Here is a 16,417-nt window from a genome sequence, read left to right as displayed (position 1 = left end):
CAATGCATGGGTCGGGCAGAGGAGAGCGCGATGCAGTTCGATGTCGTCACGCTGTTTCCGGACATGTTCAATGCCCTGCGGGACTGGGGTATTACCAGCCGCGCGGCCAAGCAATCGCGCTATGTCTTGCGGACCTGGAATCCACGCGATTTCACCACCGACAATTACCGGACGATCGATGATCGTCCCTACGGCGGTGGGCCGGGCATGGTGATGCTCGCCAAGCCGCTGGAAGCCGCGCTGGATGCCGCTGGTGCCGCGCAGGCCGAGGCTGGCGCGAACGCCGGGCCTGTCGTACTGATGTCGCCGCAAGGCCGGCCGCTGACACACCAGCGAGTGATGGAACTGACGCGCCTGCCGGCACTGACGCTGCTCTGCGGCCGTTATGAGGCCATCGACCAGCGGTTGATCGACCGGCGTGTCGACGAAGAAATCAGCCTCGGCGATTTCGTGCTGTCAGGCGGGGAGATTCCCGCGATGGCGCTGATCGACGCGGTGGTGCGGCAGTTGCCGGGCGTGCTGGGCGATGCCCAGTCAGCGGTGCAGGACAGTTTCGTGAACGGGCTGCTCGATTGCGAGCACTATACGCGGCCCGAGGAATACGAAGGCATGCGCGTGCCCGAGGTCTTGCTCGGTGGCAACCATGCCGAGATCGAAAAATGGCGGCGCCGGCAGGCGCTGGCCAATACGGCGCGCAAGCGTCCCGACCTGATCGGGGCGGCGCGCCAGCAAGGTTTGTTGAGCAAGGCCGACGAGCAGTACCTGTCGACCCTGCCGGCAAAAGACGCGCAGGCATAGTATGATGCCTGCGGTTTGAATATCCATCCTCTGTCGGGGCCGGGTATGCATTGCGATACACCGCGAGGCACGCCACGGTATCAACGTCGGCATGATGGCAACGGAGAAAATGATGAATATCATCGAAGCACTTGAGAAAGAAGAAATCGCCCGCCTGACGGCCAGCAAGTCGATCCCCGAGTTCGCTCCGGGTGACACCGTGATCGTGAGCGTGAACGTCGTCGAAGGTACCCGCAAGCGCGTCCAGGCCTACGAGGGCGTGGTGATTGCACGTCGCAACCGTGGCCTGAACTCCTCGTTCATCGTGCGCAAGATTTCGTCGGGTGAAGGCGTGGAGCGTACGTTCCAGCTGTACTCGCCGCTGATCGCCGGCATCGAAGTCAAGCGTCGTGGCGATGTCCGCCGTGCCAAGCTGTACTACCTCCGCGAGCGTTCGGGCAAGTCCGCGCGTATCAAGGAAAAGCTGACGATCAAGGCGCCGCGCAACGCCGCTTAAGCTGTGATCGTACGGAAAAAGGCACCTTCGGGTGCCTTTTTTGCCATGGACGTATCATGCAGGTATTCCATGGCTGGAATGACAGTCTCCGAGTCTCTGCATGCGTCCCGTTTTTGATCCCGAACTGCTGCCCATCGTTGCCGACCGCTCCGGATTGCCCGCGATTCCAGCGGAGCAATTGACGGCCACCTTCATCCGCCAGCGCATGCTGTCGCCGCCAGGGTGGGAGCCGGAGCTCACGGACGAATCCCGCATCTACGATCGCAGCCGCGGCTTGCGTGATGCCGCCGTACTGGTGCCGATCATCGCACGTACGACGGGTTTGTCCGTGATGCTGACCATGCGGACGGCGCATCTGACCGAGCATGCTGGCCAAATCAGTTTTCCCGGCGGGCGGTGCGAGGCAGTGGACGAAAACGCCATCGCCACGGCCTTGCGCGAAACCAACGAGGAAATCGGCCTTGATCGCCGGTTTATCGACATCCTGGGCTGCCTGCCGGATTACATTACCGGCACCGGCTATCACGTCCGCCCGGTCGTGGGATTGGTCAGCGAGGGCTTCACGCTATCACCCGATCCGAGCGAAGTGGCGGAGGTATTCGAGGTCCCGCTGGCCTTTCTGATGGATCCACAACACCACGAGCAGCGCATCTACCGCTGGGAAGGCGGGGAGCGCCGTTTCTACGCCATGCCATATCCACGTGTCTCTTCCGGACGACACTTCATCTGGGGCGCGACGGCCGGCATGTTGCGCAATCTCTACCATCTGCTGGCCGCCTGACGTCCAGAGCCCGCCTGCTGTTCCGGAGCAGGGGTACGCTGTGCTATTGTTGCCACATCCGTGATCCCTTCCCGCCGCGACCTCACATGACCTTCTTCGCCGTTCTGTTTGCACTGGTGATCGAGCAGTTCCGTGCTCTGAGCCACGACAACCCGGTGCATGAGATGGTCCGCGGGCTGGCCCGGCGTTCGGTGCGCGCCTTCGATGCCGGCAGCCGGCGCGATGCGATCTTTGCGTGGTGCGCCGTAGTGTTGCCGCTGGTCCTCGGCGCCTGGATCATCGACGCGATCCTGGCCTCCGCCGGCTTTGCTCTGAGCTTCCTGTGGAACGTGCTGCTGCTGTACCTCACGCTCGGGTTCCGCCAGTTCAGCCACTATTTCACCGATATCCACGACGCGCTGAACCGCGATGACCTGATCGCCGCCCGGGCCCTGCTGCGCGAGTGGACCGGCCTCGATACGGTGGACATGCCGGTGCGCGAAGTGTGCCGGCATACGCTGGAGCACGCCATCATCGCGGTGCATCGCCATGTGTTCGGCGTGTTCTTCTGGTTCCTGCTGCCAATCGGTCCGGCGGGGGTGGTGCTGTACCGCGTGGCTGAATACCTGGCGCGCCACTGGTCGGTATCCGCGCCCGAGCACAGCCCGGTACTCGGCGAATTCGCCGCGCGCGCCTTTTATGTGCTCGATTGGGTGCCGGCCCGCCTGACATCCATCGGGTTTGCCATCGTCGGCAATTTCGAGGATGCGATCTACGCATGGCGCAACCATGTGCGGCGCTGGGACGATGCCGTGAATGGCATCCTGCTGGCGAGCGGCGGTGGCGCGCTGGGCGTGCGGCTTGGCATTCCGCCTGCCGAGCCGGATGTGCAAATGGTGCTCAGCAACGATTTCGGTACCGACTTCGATGCCGAGCCGGCACCCGAAGTGCAGCCCCAGGAATTCACCCAGGAGCCGACGCCGCGCACCCTGCAGTCCGCCGTGGGACTGGTCTGGCGTGCAGTGGTGCTGTGGATGGTCCTGCTGGCGATGCTGTCGCTGGCGGTGTGGCTGGGCTGATACGGGCTGCAGTCACCGCCGTTCAGGCAGGCGAGGTACAGCGCGCGGGGATGGGCCCTCGGCGCTCTATCGTGTCTGTCCGACGCAGACGCCATCATCCCCTTCCACGCTGGCCTTCGGCCGTGCGAACGGCATCCGGCCAGCGCAGCCACGTCAGCGTGGCACTTCCTGATTGGTCTCGTGGACCAGCTGCGCGTACAGCGCATGGCGCTTCGGGGCGATCTCGCCACGTTCGATCGCCGTCAGCACGCCGCAGCCCGGCTCCTTCAAATGCCGGCAATTGTAGAAGCGGCATTCGGCCAGGCGCGGGCGGAACTCCGGAAAGGCGCGCTCCAGCATGCCTTCGCTCAGATGGTACAAACCGAATTCCTGGAAACCCGGCGAATCGATCAGCATGCCGCCATCGCCCCAGCTGTCGGGCAGATGGTAGAGCCGCGTGAAAGTGGTGGTGTGCTTGCCCGAATCGAGCTTGTCGGAAATCTCGCGTGTGCGTGCCGCCACCCCGGGAATCAGCAGGTTGAGCAACGTCGACTTGCCCATGCCGGATTGCCCGATGAGGATCGAGGCACGCCCCGCGAGGTGCGGGCGCAGTTGCGCCAGCGTGGCCTCCTCCTGCGCGCTGGCGGAGACTTCCAGCACCGTGTAGCCGAGATCGCGGTAGAGCTGCAGGCGCTCGCGTGCCTGTGGCAGACGCTCGGCGAGGTCGGTCTTGTTCAGGACGATCAGCGGGTCGATTCCCAGCGCTTCCGCCGCCACGAGCGCGCGTCCCAGCAGGTCTTCGGAAAACCCCGGCTCGGTGGCCAGCACGATCAGCACCTGATCGATATTGGCAGCCAGCAGTTTCGACTTGAACTGGTCGGAGCGGTAGAGCAGGTTGTGCCGCGGTTCGACGCCGGTCACCACGCCCTGGTCGGCCGAGGCGCGCTCGATGCGCACCACGTCGCCCACCGCGCATTCACTCTTCTTCCCGCGCGGAAAGCAGTTCTGCAGCGTGCCATCGGGCAGTTGCACCAGATAGTGACGCCCGTGTGCCGCGATGATGCGGCCGCTCAGCGCTGCGGCAGGCGCGCTGGCGGATGGCGCCTGTCCGGGACTGCGGCGAGCCTTCATGCGGGGCTGGCCTCGAGGCGCGCGATGCGCTGCGAGGCAGGCGGATGCGAGTAATAGAAGGCGGAGTACACCGGATCGGGCGTCAGGGTCGATGCGTTGTCCTTGTACAGCTTAACCAGTGCCGACACGAGGTGATTGGCATTGGCGATGCCCGCGGCATACGCGTCGGCCTCGAATTCATGCTTGCGCGAACTCAGGCTGGCGATGGGGCCGAGCAGGAAGGTGAACACGGGCAGCGTCAGGAAAAACAGGATCAGCGCCAGCGCGTTGTTGTCCGTCATCAGGTTCGGCTCCACGCCGAGGCCCGTGTAGAACCAGGGCTTGCCCGCCAGCCAGCCGAGCATGGCCAGCACGCCGAGGCTGATGGCAAAGGTCACGACGATGCGCTTGAGGATGTGGTGGCGCTTGAAATGACCGAGTTCGTGCGCCAGCACGGCCTCGATCTCATCGGCATCCAGGCGGTTCAGCAGGGTATCGAAGAAAACGATGCGCTTGGAGGCGCCAAAGCCCGTGAAGTAGGCATTGCCATGCGCGCTGCGCCGGCTGCCGTCCATCACGAACAGGCCCTTGCTGGCGAAGCCGCAGCGCTGCAGCAGGGCCTCGATGCGCTGCTTTAGCGAGAGGTCCTCGAGCGGTTCGAACTTGTTGAACAGCGGGGCGATGACGGTAGGGTAGAGCACCAGCAGCAACAGGTTGAAGCCCATCCACACCACCCAAGTCCACACCCACCACAGGTCGCCCATGCGCTCCATCAGCCAGAGCACCGCGACCAGCAGCGGCAAGCCCAGGGCTGCGCCGATGAGAGTGGATTTGACCAGGTCCGCGAAATACAGGCGCAGCGTCATCTTGTTGAAGCCGTAGCGTTCCTCGATGCCAAACTGGCCGTACAGAGAGAAGGGCAGTTCGACCAGGCTGCTGATCAGGACCACGCTGGCAATCAGCGCCACGCCGTAGGCATAGCCCGGCCCGAAGGTTTCCAGCCAGAAGAGGTTCAGCCACTGCAGTCCGCCCAGTAGCGTAAAGCCGAGCAGGACGGCCGCACTGACGCCGATGTCCAGCATCGACAGGCGCGTCTTGGCCACCGTATAGTCGGCCGCCTTCTGGTGGGCATCGAGCGTGATCGTGTCGGCAAAGCGCGCCGGCACGGCCTGGCGATGCCGGGCGACATGCCGGATCTGGCGCGACGCCAGCCAGAGCTTGACGATCACCATGGTGATCAGGGCGAGCAGAAATAGATAGGTCAGCATAGAAAGGGCGTGGAAGCGACGTGGGGACACGGCGCCGGTTGGGCTGAAATGGGGCCGAATGTGCGAGAATTATAGATCGACCACCCGATTGACACCTGATCCGCTCAGGAATTCCATAGCGACGATGACCACGACCCCTGCAGCAAGTCCCGCCTCAACCGCGGCCGCCAGGCCCGCCAAGAGTGAAAACAACCTGATCTGGCTCGATATGGAGATGACCGGCCTGTCGCCGGACACCGACCGGATCATCGAGGTGGCCGTCGTGATCACCGATTCCGAACTCAATGTGCTGGCGGAAGGTCCGGTGCTGGTGGTCCATCAGGCGGATGAGGTGCTCGATGGCATGGACGCATGGAACAAGGGCACGCACGGCCGTTCGGGCCTGATCGACAAGGTCAAGGCCTCGACCCTGACGGAGGCACAGGCCGAAGAAACCTTGCTGGCGTTCCTGCGGAAATGGGTGCCGACCGGCAAGTCGCCGATGTGCGGCAACTCGATCTGCCAAGACCGCCGTTTCATGGCGCGCCACATGCCCAAGCTGGAAGCCTTCTTCCATTACCGCAACCTTGACGTCTCGACGCTCAAGGAGTTGTGCAAACGCTGGGAGCCGCTGATCCACAAGGGCTTCCACAAGCGTCAGTTGCATACCGCAATGGCCGACATCATGGAATCCATCGAGGAACTGCGCTACTACCGCACGCACTTCATCCACAATCCCTCTGCGGCAACCAGCCCTGTGGAAGCTGCCGCGCCTGCCGGCAGCTGAGCGCTGCACTGCCGACCGACTGATCGCCTGACGCCTGCCAAGCACCATCATGCTGATGCGCATTCTTGCCATTGTGACGCCAGTCGTGCTGGTCATCGCGATCGGCTGGCTGTACGGCCGCAAGGCACGGCCCGACATGCGTGGCATCAACCAGGCGCTGCTCGATGTCATCACGCCGCTGCTGGTGGTTTCCGCCTTTGCCAGCAAGGATTTTGCGCTTGGCGAACAGCTGCCGCTGCTGGCAGCCTGTGTACTGGTGGTGCTGGGCTCGGGCCTGCTGGCCTGGCCCGTGGCCCGCATGGCCGGGTTGCAGCCGCGCACCTTCGTGCCGCCGATGATGTTCAACAACAGCGGCAATATGGGACTACCGCTGGCGATCTTTGCGTTTGGTGAAGCCGGGCTGGCGCCGTCGGTTATCCTTTTTGCCGCCAGCAACCTGCTGCACTTCACGGTCGGCGTGAAGATCGTCAACCACCGCGCCTCGCTGTTGCAGATCGCGCGCAGCCCCATGGTGATCGCCACTGTCATCGGGCTGGCGCTGTCGATGATCAAGCCGTGGTGGGTGATGCCGGAACCGCTCTACCAGTCGATCAAGCTGCTCGGCGACGCCACTGTGCCGCTGCTGCTGTTTTCACTCGGCGTGCGCATGGTGGATGCCAATCTGCGCAACTGGTCGGTGGGTTTGCTCGGGGCGGTGGTCTGTCCGCTCACCGGCCTGCTGGTGGCGTGGCCGGCATCACTGCTGTTTACGCTGACGCCGCTACAGACCGGCCTGCTGTTCGTCTATGCCAGCCTGCCGCCGGCTGTCCTGAATTTCCTGGTGGCCGACCGCTATCAGCAGGAACCTGATCAGGTGGCGTCCATCGTGCTGCTTGGCAACATGGGCGCCATCCTGTTCGTTCCGCTTGGGCTGTATCTCGGCCTGCGCTGAGGGGGCGGGGATCAGCCCTTGCTTCGGATCGCGTGCTTGGGCCGCCACGCCTTGACCACGCTTTCGTCGGTTTCCATGTAAGGCCCGCCGATCAGGTCGATGCAGTAGGGCACGGCCGCGAAGATACCGTTGACCGTGACGCTACCGTCGTCGCCACGCAGACCTTCCAGCGTTTCCTGGATGGCGCGCGGTTGGCCCGGCAGGTTGATGATCAATGCGGCGCGACTTGGCGTCTCGCGAATGACCGCAACCTGGCGCGAGAGAATCGCGGTCGGCACGAAATGCAGGCTGACCTGCCGCATCTGCTCGCCGAATCCCGGCATTTCCTTGGTGCCCGCCGCCAGCGTGGCTTCCGGGGTCACGTCGCGCCGGGCCGGGCCGGTGCCGCCAGTGGTCAGCACGAGATCGCACCCGGCAATATCCACCAGGTCGATCAGGGTCTGCGTGATGGTCGGTTGATCGTCGGGAATCAGGCGGTCGACCGATTGCCATGGCGAAGTCAGCGCCTTGCCTAACCACGTTCGCAGCGCCGGAATCCCCTGGTCGTCATAGGTGCCCGTGGAGGCGCGATCCGAGATCGAAACCAGTCCCACAATCAGTTCATCGGGATGCGAGCGGTTAATCTTCTGAGTCATCGTCTGGGCTCCTGTCATGGGTGGGGGTGTCGCCGGCTGCAGCATCGAGCACGGCCTTGACCATCTGGAATATCTCGCGGGAAGCACGTGGCGGCTTCTGCATCTGCGCTTCGCGGCGCGCGTTGCGCACCAGCGTGCGCAAGGCCTGCACATCCGCGTCAGGATGCTCGGTGCAGAATGCCGTCATGGCGCCGTCATCGGCCAGCAGCCGGTCGCGCCAGCGTTCGATCAGGTGGAGCCTTGCCGTCTCAGCCCGGCTTGCCCCCTTGAAGGTGTCGAGCACACGGCGGATCGCGGCCACTTCGGCCTCATCGAGCGAACGCATAACCTTGCCGACATACTGCATCTGCCGGCGCTTGCCTTCATGGTTGCTAATGCGGCGGGCCTCCAGCAGGGCTTCGGCTACATGCTCGGGCAGCGGCACGCGCTTGAATTTTTCCTTGGGCAACGCCTCGATCTCGGCGCCGAGATCCTGCAGCGCCGTCATTTCACGCTTGCGCTGCGACTTGCTTTTCGGGAGGTCCTGGTCGTCCGTGTCGTCCGGACTGTCCATGGCCTGGGAGGGGAATCGGGAAGGTCGCGTCATGCCGGCATTTTATCTTGCTATGATTCCACTTTGGCATTTTGCCCACGTACTGAATTGATGAAAGCCCAACGATGACCGATCCGACCCGTTTCTTTGCCCATACCCAGGATGAACTCAAGCAGATGGCTGCGGATGTCCTGCGCATGGCCCGTGCGCTCGGCGCGACCGATGCCGCCACGGAAATTTCCGAGGGCGGCGGCCTGTCGGTCTCGGTACGCAAAGGGGAGATCGAGACTATTGAGCAGAATCGCGACAAGGTCGTGGGGGTGACGGTCCTGATCGGCCAGCGCCGCGGCAATGCCAGTACCTCCGATTTTTCGCCCTCCGCACTGCAGGCAACGGCCGAGGCTGCCTACAACATCGCGCGTTTCACCGCCGAGGATGACTGCGCCGGCCTCGCTGAAGAGGAGTTGCTGGAGCAGCAACCGCCTGAACTAGACTTGTTCCATCCCTGGACCATCGATGCCGAGGCCGCCGTGGAACTGGCGCGCCGTGCCGAGGCAGCAGCCATGGCCGTGAGCCCAAAGATTCGCAACAGTGATGGCGCGAGCGTCTCGGCCCAGCATTCGCAGTTCATCCTTGCCACCACCCGGGGATTCTCCGGGGGCTATCCATATTCCCGCCATTTCATTTCGGTGGCGCCGATTGCTGGCTCGGGCAATGGCATGCAGCGTGACGACTGGTATACCTCCAAGCGTGCGCCGGACGACCTGGCTGATCCCGAAGCCGTGGGTCGCTATGCCGCTGCGCGTGCACTGGCGCGCCTGAACGCCCGCAAACTGGCCACCCGCAAGTGCCCGGTACTGTTCGAGGCGCCGCTGGCGGCGGGCCTGCTGGGTGCCTTCGTGCAAGCTGTGTCGGGTGGGGCACTATATCGTCGCTCGACTTTCCTGCTGGATTCCCTCGGTCGTGAAGTCTTTGCTCCGCATGTGCAGATCGAGGAAAACCCGCACGTCTCGCGCGGCATGGGGAGTGCCCCGTTCGACGAAGAAGGCGTCCGCACGCGCCAGCGCGCGGTGGTGCGCGATGGCGTCGTGGAGGGATATTTCCTGTCGACCTATTCGGCCCGCAAGCTCGGCATGCAGACGACCGGCAATGCCGGTGGATCCCATAATCTGACACTGCGCAGTACGCGTACCGCGTCTGGTGACGACTTCGCGGCCATGTTGCGCAAGATGGGTACTGGCCTGCTGGTCACGGAACTGATGGGGCAGGGTGTCAATTACGTGACGGGTGACTATTCCCGCGGGGCGTCGGGGTATTGGGTGGAGAATGGCGTGATCCAGTATCCGGTCGAGGAAATCACCATCGCCGGAAACCTGCGCGACATGTTCCGCGACATCGTCGCAGTCGGCGCGGATACACTGGTGCGCGGCACCAAGGAAACCGGTTCGATTCTGATCGGCCAGATGACTGTTGCCGGCAGCTGATCAACGGTTTCCCGTCACAACCATTCCCCGGTCACCAGGTCGCGTTCGCTGTTTTGGTGCACCATCGCCGATCTGCCAGTGGCTGTGGCAGATCGCATAAATACGCGTTGACTGTTGCCCATTCTGATCTATGCTCTCAGAGCGGGCCTTAAGAATTTTCCCCGTATTGCACGTACTCGATCAGAAGAACGACCGGTTCTTCGGGATGGCAACGGACCGCAGTGTCCGGTGCGTGAAATATCACGCGTGCCTGCCACCCGGATAAAAAGGAGAGGCGGCTGTGGCAGGGATGACGGGATGGACGGCGTTGATCGTTTCGCCGTCAGACAATTGTGGTATCGACGTGCCTGTCCTGGGTGCCGGCTGGAATGTGATCCACGCCAACTCGATCCACCAGGCTCAGGAAGTGGTGCGCCAAGGCCACTGCATGGCCGCCTTGCTCGATTGTACGGGCGGCGTCACCTCGGCCGATCTCGCGTTGATGGAACGCATGTTGCCCCAGCCGCACGTCGGCTGGGTGGTCGCAGCGCGGACCATGGAACTGGAAGATCCACGCTTGCGACGCCTGATCCTCGACTACTGTGTGGACTACGTGCAGGTACCGTTCTCGTGCGACGAGGTGGCCTATTCATTGCGCCACGCCTATGGCATGGCCAGGCTGCGTGCGTACGAGCCGCCATCTCCGCTGGAAAGCGGCCCGATGTTGGGGCGCAGCGATGTCATGAAGCGTTTGTTGCGCACCATTGGCAAGGTGGCGCGCAACAATGCGCCGGTATTCATCTTCGGCGAGTCCGGAGTCGGCAAGGAACTGGCTGCGCAGTCGATCCACCATATGTCACGCCGACGCGACAAGCCTTTTATCGCCATCAATTGCGGGGCCATTCCGCCCAATCTCATCCAGTCAGAACTGTTCGGCTATGAGCGTGGTGCGTTCACCGGCGCGAACCAGCGCAAGATCGGCTGGATCGAGCAGGCCAATCATGGCACGCTGTTTCTCGACGAGATCGGTGACTTGCCGCTGGAAAGTCAGGTCAGCCTGCTGCGCTTTCTCCAGCAAGGCACGATCACGCGGCTGGGTGGGCATGAATCGATCGAGCTCGATATTCGCATCATCTCGGCGACGCATGTCGACGTGGGCGCGGCGCAGCGTGAAGGACTGTTCCGCAGCGACCTTTATCACCGCCTATGCGTGCTGACACTGGAAATCCCACCCCTGCGCGAGCGCTCCGAGGATATCCTGCTGCTCGCGGAGAATGTCCTGCGTCAGCATCAGGGCGAAGCCCAGCGCAAGATCCGCGGCTTTTCGGCATGTGCCATGCGAGCGATGATGAGTTACTCCTGGCCAGGCAATGTGCGAGAACTCATCAATCGTGTCCGCCGCGCGATCGTCATGTCCGAAGGGCGTACCCTGACTGCAGCCGATCTCCAGCTTGTGGATCACAGTGCCTCCGATCCCATCACACTCGAAGGGGCGCGGCAGCAGGCGGAGCGAAATATCATCCGGCAGGTGATCGCACGCAATGGCAATCACGTTTGTCCGGCGGCACGCGAACTGAACGTGTCACGCGTCACGCTGTATCGGCTGATGCAGAAGCATGGCATCCGCGCCGATGATCGGCTCGAATCCATCGAAAAATACCTGCCATAAAAAAGAGGCCCGATCTGGCGATGGGCCTCCAAGTCGCACACGATATCAGGCTCGAACCTTGTGGATACCGTGTTCTCCCCCCTTTATGCGTCAAAACGTGTAAGGGAATCGCAAGCCGAACACATAGTTCGGTGCGTCCGGTGTCATACCCAGCGCCAGCGAAGCACTGATCGAAAGATTCTTCGTCAGGACGTGATTCAGGCCGAAAGTCATCGTTGCCGCATTGGTCTTGCTGCCGATCACCGATTGCGTGCCCGTCGCCGTGGTGACCTTGGTGGCGCGCGAAAACACGTTGCTGTATGCCATTGACAGCGCGGTCCGGTCGTTCAGCGCAATGGCGAGACCACCACCGACGTTGATCGAGTCGCCGAGCTTGACGCGGCCAGGCGTGACAACGCCCTGGACCGACGAAATATCGGAGAAGGACTGCGGCTTGTTGTACGTATAGCCGAGGCTGGCAAACAGTACGATCGGGTCATACGTTTTCAGGAACGACAGGCCGAGGGTGCCGCTCCAAACGCCATTACCAGTCGGCAGGCTTTCCTCGATATTCAGGTTAGTGTTGGTCGCATCGGCCTGCACCAGCTTGATGCCGAACGGCGCCTTGCCAGTCGGCGCGCGTACACGCAAGCTTGCTACCACGTCCGGCACGCCGGCGGCTTCCTTGATGAGCTGATAGTACAGCCCGACACTGACGTCGCCGATATTGGTAGACGATTTGCTGGCTTCGCTGACCACCGTCGCCGCGCCGCCCGCACCGCCCGAAAAGAATGAGCTGTTGCGGTAGACGAACGGCACGTTGGCATCGATGCTGAGGCGGTCCGTGAGCCCGTAGCGGCCAGTGACATCCCAGGTAAGGGTGCTCGACTTGGTCTGGTCGAGATTGATGGTGCCGAGGAAAATCGCATCCAACGCCAGGAAGCCGCTCAGTGCCAACCGCCTTCGATCGTAGTAGCTATAACTGAAACCGGCGTCGATGGTAAAGCGGCGCTCGAACAGCGGGGCGTGCTCGGTCTGGTAGATGAGGTCCTTGCTCTGTACGCGCGCCTGCTGCTGGGTATCGCGTGCCTCCGAGCCGATGGTCACTTCCGGCGTGCGGCTGTCGCCGCCGGCTTGTGCCAGCATCGGCCCATCGGTACCTCGGCCCCGCGTCTGGCGCATCTCAAGTTCATTGAGCCGGTTTTCGAGCGCCTGGATCAGAGTTGATTGACGCTCGATCTGGCGCATCAACTCCGGAACGCGTGGATCCTGACCGATGACTTCCTGACTGGCGGCGGCGATCGGCAGGAGTACACCTACCAGAGCTGTCGCCCATTGACGCTTGCTTGACATGGCTGTTTCCCCCCGGAAAAAAGCCAGGCACTTACCTGTTCAAACCAGTGAGCGCATGGCTAACGACGCAACATCGAAACTGCCTCCAGTGCTTGTCCGATACCGATCTGCGACAACTGGCTGGCACTCATCGACCGGATCTGGAGCTGCACCGACATCTGGTTAACGACTTGTTGTTGATGGCCGACGATCTGCGCCGTCTGCATCAGGTTGCCCGCTCCACCGGTATTGACCGAATGAGCGCGGGATTGAATTGCCTGGGTTGCGACCCCATTGGGTGTCGCTACGCCAATCAGCAAGGTATTGCCGGCGATGGCGGCGTGGGCACGATAGCCGGCCGCAGCCGCATCGCTTGTCGTGGTGCCGCCTGGCCCAGCGCCTGGCAGCGGCTCACGCTGGAAGGCGATGGTTGTGACATTGGCCATGGTGTTGCCATCGCCAGCGATCTGCGAGATCTGCCCGAGCCCGCTGATCTGCAGACCGGCTACACCGGCAGGCGCGGGGGCAGAAGAAGCCTGCGCCGACGCATTGACGTTTGCGGCGGTATTCACAGAGACTTCCGGGTGGCCGCCGCGATCGAGACCGGCAGCGGTCAGGCGCGCACTTGCCGTGGCAAGCGCTTCATGATTGAGCCATTGCGTCGCCATTTCAACCATGAATCCTGTTACGACGAACTGGCCGAGGTATTTGCCGCGCGCGGCAGCAAGTTCACCATCATCGACCAGCTCGACCATCACGGGCTGGACCGGCGCGGCTGACCAGGCTGGCGTGCCACATGCCAGCAGGGTCATGGGAAGAATCCAGCGAGCGTTGTTCATGTCAGAAAAAATCCATGTGCGCCAGCCCGAAATCGACTGACGGCGCCCGCGCGCCTGCACGCATCGCCGCGTCGGTGCGCTGGCGGAGTACAGGCGCGTCGGCCTTGAGCAGCTCTGACGTTTGCGGGAAAGGCTGGCCGATCACGGCAAACACGAGGTTGTTCCATGCTTCGGCAAATTCATGCTCCGGCATGATGCGGTTGCCCAGCGCAGGGTCGGAGACGAATACCCGTCCTTCCGCCGCCTGGCGTACCACGACGAAATGCTGGTATCCCTTGATGTCCAGAAGGACGATCACGGGAATCCTGAGTTGCCGCAGCGCGCTCAGTTCGACACGGAATCCTGTGCCACGAAAGCCGAGCGTCTCGACATAGTTGCGCATGTCCAGCATTGAAAATCCGCGCCGCATGACTTCCTCGGCGTCCGATATCTTGAGCATGTCGCTGATGATGCGGCGTTCTTCGATATCGACCCCATAGCCATACCGCAGCAACGTACCGAGCGCTGCCGCGCCGCAACTGAAATCCAGTTCCTGGCGCATCACATTGCGGTAACGCATCGCGGCCAGGCTCGTCACGCGCTTGGTGATTGCCGGCTGCCCGTCGATCTGCAGCGGCACGGCCGTCTGCGCGGCCACGCCACTGCACAGGAGCCATCCTGTCAGAGGTGCGGCGAGGATCGTATAGAGGCGCATGGCGTGTCTCGTCATCCCAGGGCGGTGGCCATCCGTGGACGGCCACCGCGTGCGGCACATGGTGCCGTGAAACGGACCATCAATTCCGCGGCGCAGTCGCCGTGGCAATGGCCAGACCGTTGTGCTGCAGGTTGCCAGCGCCAGCCGTCAGGTTCAGACCGATGTTGCCGGTCGCCCCGCGCAGTGCATTGCCGGAAACCACGGCGCTGTTGACCGGATCGCAGCCCAGCTCAAACAGCACGTTGCCGAACGATGCCTGGGCATTGGACGACGTGGCCTTCGCCAGCGTGCCAGAGCTGTTGGTCGAACCGGCCATGCCATTGTTCTGCAGGTTGCCGGCGCCCGATGCGATGTTCACGCCGATATTGCCCGCCGCATTGCGCAGCGCATTGCCGTTGAGGGATGCGACGTTTTCCGCATTGGATACCATCGCGAGGTTCGACTTGCCAGTCTGCGACGAGAACACCTGTGCCGCTGCAAATACGGCTGCCGCATCGTTGTCCTTGTGATCCTTGCGATATCCGTTGCTATGCGACGAGCCGCCGCCATCCACTGCGGTCAGTGCCGCGTCGTTGGCCTGGGCATTGCCCGCGCCAGCCGACACGTTCACACCGATATTGCCTTCCGCGCCGCGCAGCGCATTACCACCAAGGCGTGCCTTGTTTTCGCCACCGAAATTCATCGTCGTGCCGAACATGCTGATCTGATCGCTGTTGACCGTGGCGGCCGATTCCGCGCCGAACTTGATCAGACCCAGTGCCAGCCCGTATCCGGCGACATGGATGTCATTGGACAGATGCGTGTAGTTGTAGATATCCGCATCATCCGGCTTGTCATGCGACCCATATCCCGACCCGGCAAAGACGACGCCGGAAGACAGCGTGGCCAATGCTGCCAGTGCAACAAGTTTTGCTTTCATGACATTCTCCTGCCTTCACTTAGAAAAAAGTGCCCGCCGGGGGACGGAGCACAAAAACGTTGGATGCGACATTCCCCGATCCTGCCGCCTGATTCACCTGGACGATGCCATTGGCACCGGCGAAGGCATCCGGGTGAACCGTTGCCTGGCGGTGCGATGGCACGACAACGGGTGCATCGCTGCGACTCCTGTGCGCGGTGGTGGACTGCAGCATGCTGTCCGCAACCGTTTCGATCTCGACGGCCTGTGCGACCGCGACGGTATTGCCCTGCAGGTTGCCGTAGCCACTTGCCATGTTGAGGCTGAGCAAGCCATTGGCGTTCTGGAAGACATCGGCGCCGATATGGCTCGACGCCGCGCCCGGTCCGGCCTGGATGCGCGCCGCCTGGTTCTGGCGCACGACGGCGACGCCGTCTGGCGCCAGAACAGCCGTGTTGGATTGGGCGTTCCCTGCGCCTGCCGCCACGTTCACGGCGACGCGGCCGCGCATGTCACTGCCTGCTGCATCATCGATCCGTGTCGACAGGCTGGCGGGCAGGGGAGCGATGCTTTGCGCCTGAGCCGGGCCGAACCACAGCATGACGAAGATGGATAGCCAGGCGAATGCACGCGGATTGCGGTTCATCGCGCGCCTCCGCTCAATGGGGCAAGCGCCTGGCCCACCGCTCCGGAAATCATGCCGGTGGCCTGTTGCACGCGATCTGCAATACCACCACCACCGTCGCGCCGGCCACCTCCGATCAGCGCGTCGCTCAGCAGCGATCCTGGCTGGGCCATGCTGGTGGCCGGATTGCCGATGGCGATCTGTGCCTGGACAGAGCGCAGCGGTCCGGCCTGAGCACGGCCGAGTTCAAGGTCGGTCGCCTGGGCAAACTGCTGCTGCGGGAAGGTATCAATAACGGTGTGTTCGGGGATTTCGTTGCGCGGTAGGCCCCGGTAGGCCACGCGTGGTGCCACCTCGCGCAGGACCACGATATCCCCGCTGTCAGCCTGGGCAGGCATTGCTGCGAGAACGGCGGCGGCACACAGCATCATCAGACACAAGATGCGCGCAGGCTCCCCCCGCCAGACGTATGTAGTTGTAGGCGTCATGGCTTTCTCCCTCGCCCACACCATAGCGACAAGCGTGCCACGGGCGATGTGCCCCGCAGGCTGGCGGTGTGGCGGA

General features: G+C 62.8%; 18 protein-coding genes. 8 read left to right on the top strand and 10 right to left on the bottom strand.

Annotated features, from left to right (window positions below):
- Positions 1-30 precede the first annotated feature (30 nt).
- The 4 genes from trmD to ACQ3C8_RS08985 all read left to right on the top strand — a co-directional run bounded on the left by trmD (position 31) and on the right by ACQ3C8_RS08985 (position 3,133).
- A complete protein-coding gene (gene trmD / locus ACQ3C8_RS09000) occupies positions 31-798 on the top strand; it encodes a tRNA (guanosine(37)-N1)-methyltransferase TrmD (protein WP_428851339.1) in 768 nt (255 codons plus the stop codon).
- A 112-nt stretch (positions 799-910) separates the two neighbouring features.
- A complete protein-coding gene (gene rplS / locus ACQ3C8_RS08995; RefSeq protein ID WP_009521255.1) occupies positions 911-1,294 on the top strand; it encodes a 50S ribosomal protein L19 in 384 nt (127 codons plus the stop codon).
- Positions 1,295-1,394: 100 nt separating this feature from the next.
- Positions 1,395-2,075, top strand: a complete 681-nt coding sequence (locus tag ACQ3C8_RS08990) for a CoA pyrophosphatase (RefSeq protein WP_428851338.1) — start codon at positions 1,395-1,397, stop codon at positions 2,073-2,075.
- A gap of 86 nt (positions 2,076-2,161) precedes the next feature.
- Positions 2,162-3,133, top strand: coding sequence for a CobD/CbiB family protein (locus tag ACQ3C8_RS08985; protein ID WP_428851337.1), 972 nt, complete (start codon positions 2,162-2,164; stop codon positions 3,131-3,133).
- A 153-nt stretch (positions 3,134-3,286) separates the two neighbouring features.
- Here ACQ3C8_RS08985 and rsgA read toward each other — a convergent pair whose 3' ends face one another.
- Positions 3,287-4,243, bottom strand: coding sequence for a ribosome small subunit-dependent GTPase A (gene rsgA / locus ACQ3C8_RS08980; protein WP_428851336.1), 957 nt, complete (start codon positions 4,241-4,243; stop codon positions 3,287-3,289).
- Positions 4,240-5,490 carry a M48 family metallopeptidase gene (locus tag ACQ3C8_RS08975; RefSeq protein ID WP_009521251.1) on the bottom strand — a complete coding sequence of 417 codons (1,251 nt, stop codon included), beginning with the start codon at positions 5,488-5,490 and terminating at the stop codon, positions 4,240-4,242. The genes rsgA and ACQ3C8_RS08975 overlap by 4 nt, the downstream gene beginning before the upstream one ends.
- A gap of 124 nt (positions 5,491-5,614) precedes the next feature.
- Here ACQ3C8_RS08975 and orn point away from each other — a divergent pair, with 124 nt between their 5' ends.
- A complete protein-coding gene (gene orn, locus ACQ3C8_RS08970) occupies positions 5,615-6,256 on the top strand; it encodes an oligoribonuclease (RefSeq protein WP_428851335.1) in 642 nt (213 codons plus the stop codon).
- Positions 6,257-6,305: 49 nt separating this feature from the next.
- Positions 6,306-7,187: an AEC family transporter gene (locus ACQ3C8_RS08965; RefSeq protein ID WP_009521249.1), complete on the top strand. Its 882-nt coding sequence runs from the start codon at positions 6,306-6,308 to the stop codon at positions 7,185-7,187.
- Between the two features lie 11 nt (positions 7,188-7,198).
- Here ACQ3C8_RS08965 and mog read toward each other — a convergent pair whose 3' ends face one another.
- Together mog and yjgA are read right to left on the bottom strand one after the other, a co-directional pair.
- A complete protein-coding gene (gene mog / locus ACQ3C8_RS08960) occupies positions 7,199-7,822 on the bottom strand; it encodes a molybdopterin adenylyltransferase (RefSeq protein ID WP_428851334.1) in 624 nt (207 codons plus the stop codon).
- Positions 7,806-8,408, bottom strand: a complete 603-nt coding sequence (gene yjgA / locus ACQ3C8_RS08955; protein WP_037029195.1) for a ribosome biogenesis factor YjgA — start codon at positions 8,406-8,408, stop codon at positions 7,806-7,808. The genes mog and yjgA overlap by 17 nt, the downstream gene beginning before the upstream one ends.
- 71 nt (positions 8,409-8,479) lie before the next feature.
- On the opposite strand from yjgA, the gene pmbA reads away from it, so the two are divergent.
- Both pmbA and ACQ3C8_RS08945 read left to right on the top strand, forming a co-directional pair.
- A complete protein-coding gene (gene pmbA, locus ACQ3C8_RS08950; protein WP_428851333.1) occupies positions 8,480-9,838 on the top strand; it encodes a metalloprotease PmbA in 1,359 nt (452 codons plus the stop codon).
- 289 nt (positions 9,839-10,127) lie between these two features.
- Positions 10,128-11,486 (top strand): sigma-54 dependent transcriptional regulator, encoded by a 1,359-nt coding sequence (locus tag ACQ3C8_RS08945; protein WP_037029193.1) that lies wholly within the window; start codon positions 10,128-10,130, stop codon positions 11,484-11,486.
- A gap of 90 nt (positions 11,487-11,576) precedes the next feature.
- Here the strand turns inward: ACQ3C8_RS08945 and ACQ3C8_RS08940 are convergent, their stop codons facing one another.
- The 6 genes from ACQ3C8_RS08940 to ACQ3C8_RS08915 all read right to left on the bottom strand — a co-directional run bounded on the left by ACQ3C8_RS08940 (position 11,577) and on the right by ACQ3C8_RS08915 (position 16,341).
- Complete coding sequence (locus ACQ3C8_RS08940; protein WP_009521244.1) at positions 11,577-12,818, bottom strand: transporter; 1,242 nt, start codon at positions 12,816-12,818, stop codon at positions 11,577-11,579.
- Positions 12,819-12,877: 59 nt separating this feature from the next.
- The gene (locus ACQ3C8_RS08935) at positions 12,878-13,636 is read right to left on the bottom strand and encodes a hypothetical protein (protein ID WP_050980995.1); all 759 of its coding nucleotides are present in this window, start codon (positions 13,634-13,636) and stop codon (positions 12,878-12,880) included.
- 1 nt (position 13,637) lies between these two features.
- Positions 13,638-14,330, bottom strand: coding sequence for a C39 family peptidase (locus ACQ3C8_RS08930; RefSeq protein WP_428851332.1), 693 nt, complete (start codon positions 14,328-14,330; stop codon positions 13,638-13,640).
- Between the two features lie 79 nt (positions 14,331-14,409).
- On the bottom strand, positions 14,410-15,249 hold the full coding sequence (locus ACQ3C8_RS08925) for a hypothetical protein (protein WP_009521241.1): 840 nt from the start codon (positions 15,247-15,249) through the stop codon (positions 14,410-14,412).
- A 19-nt stretch (positions 15,250-15,268) separates the two neighbouring features.
- On the bottom strand, positions 15,269-15,874 hold the full coding sequence (locus tag ACQ3C8_RS08920) for a hypothetical protein (protein ID WP_428851331.1): 606 nt from the start codon (positions 15,872-15,874) through the stop codon (positions 15,269-15,271).
- Positions 15,871-16,341 carry a hypothetical protein gene (locus ACQ3C8_RS08915; RefSeq protein WP_009521239.1) on the bottom strand — a complete coding sequence of 157 codons (471 nt, stop codon included), beginning with the start codon at positions 16,339-16,341 and terminating at the stop codon, positions 15,871-15,873. The genes ACQ3C8_RS08920 and ACQ3C8_RS08915 overlap by 4 nt, the downstream gene beginning before the upstream one ends.
- Positions 16,342-16,417: the final 76 nt, after the last annotated feature.

This window comes from Imbroritus primus, assembly GCF_964332355.1.
Taxonomy (GTDB): domain Bacteria; phylum Pseudomonadota; class Gammaproteobacteria; order Burkholderiales; family Burkholderiaceae; genus Imbroritus; species Imbroritus primus.
Note: the sequence above shows the minus strand (reverse complement) of the source record. Positions and strands in the feature narration are given on the sequence as shown.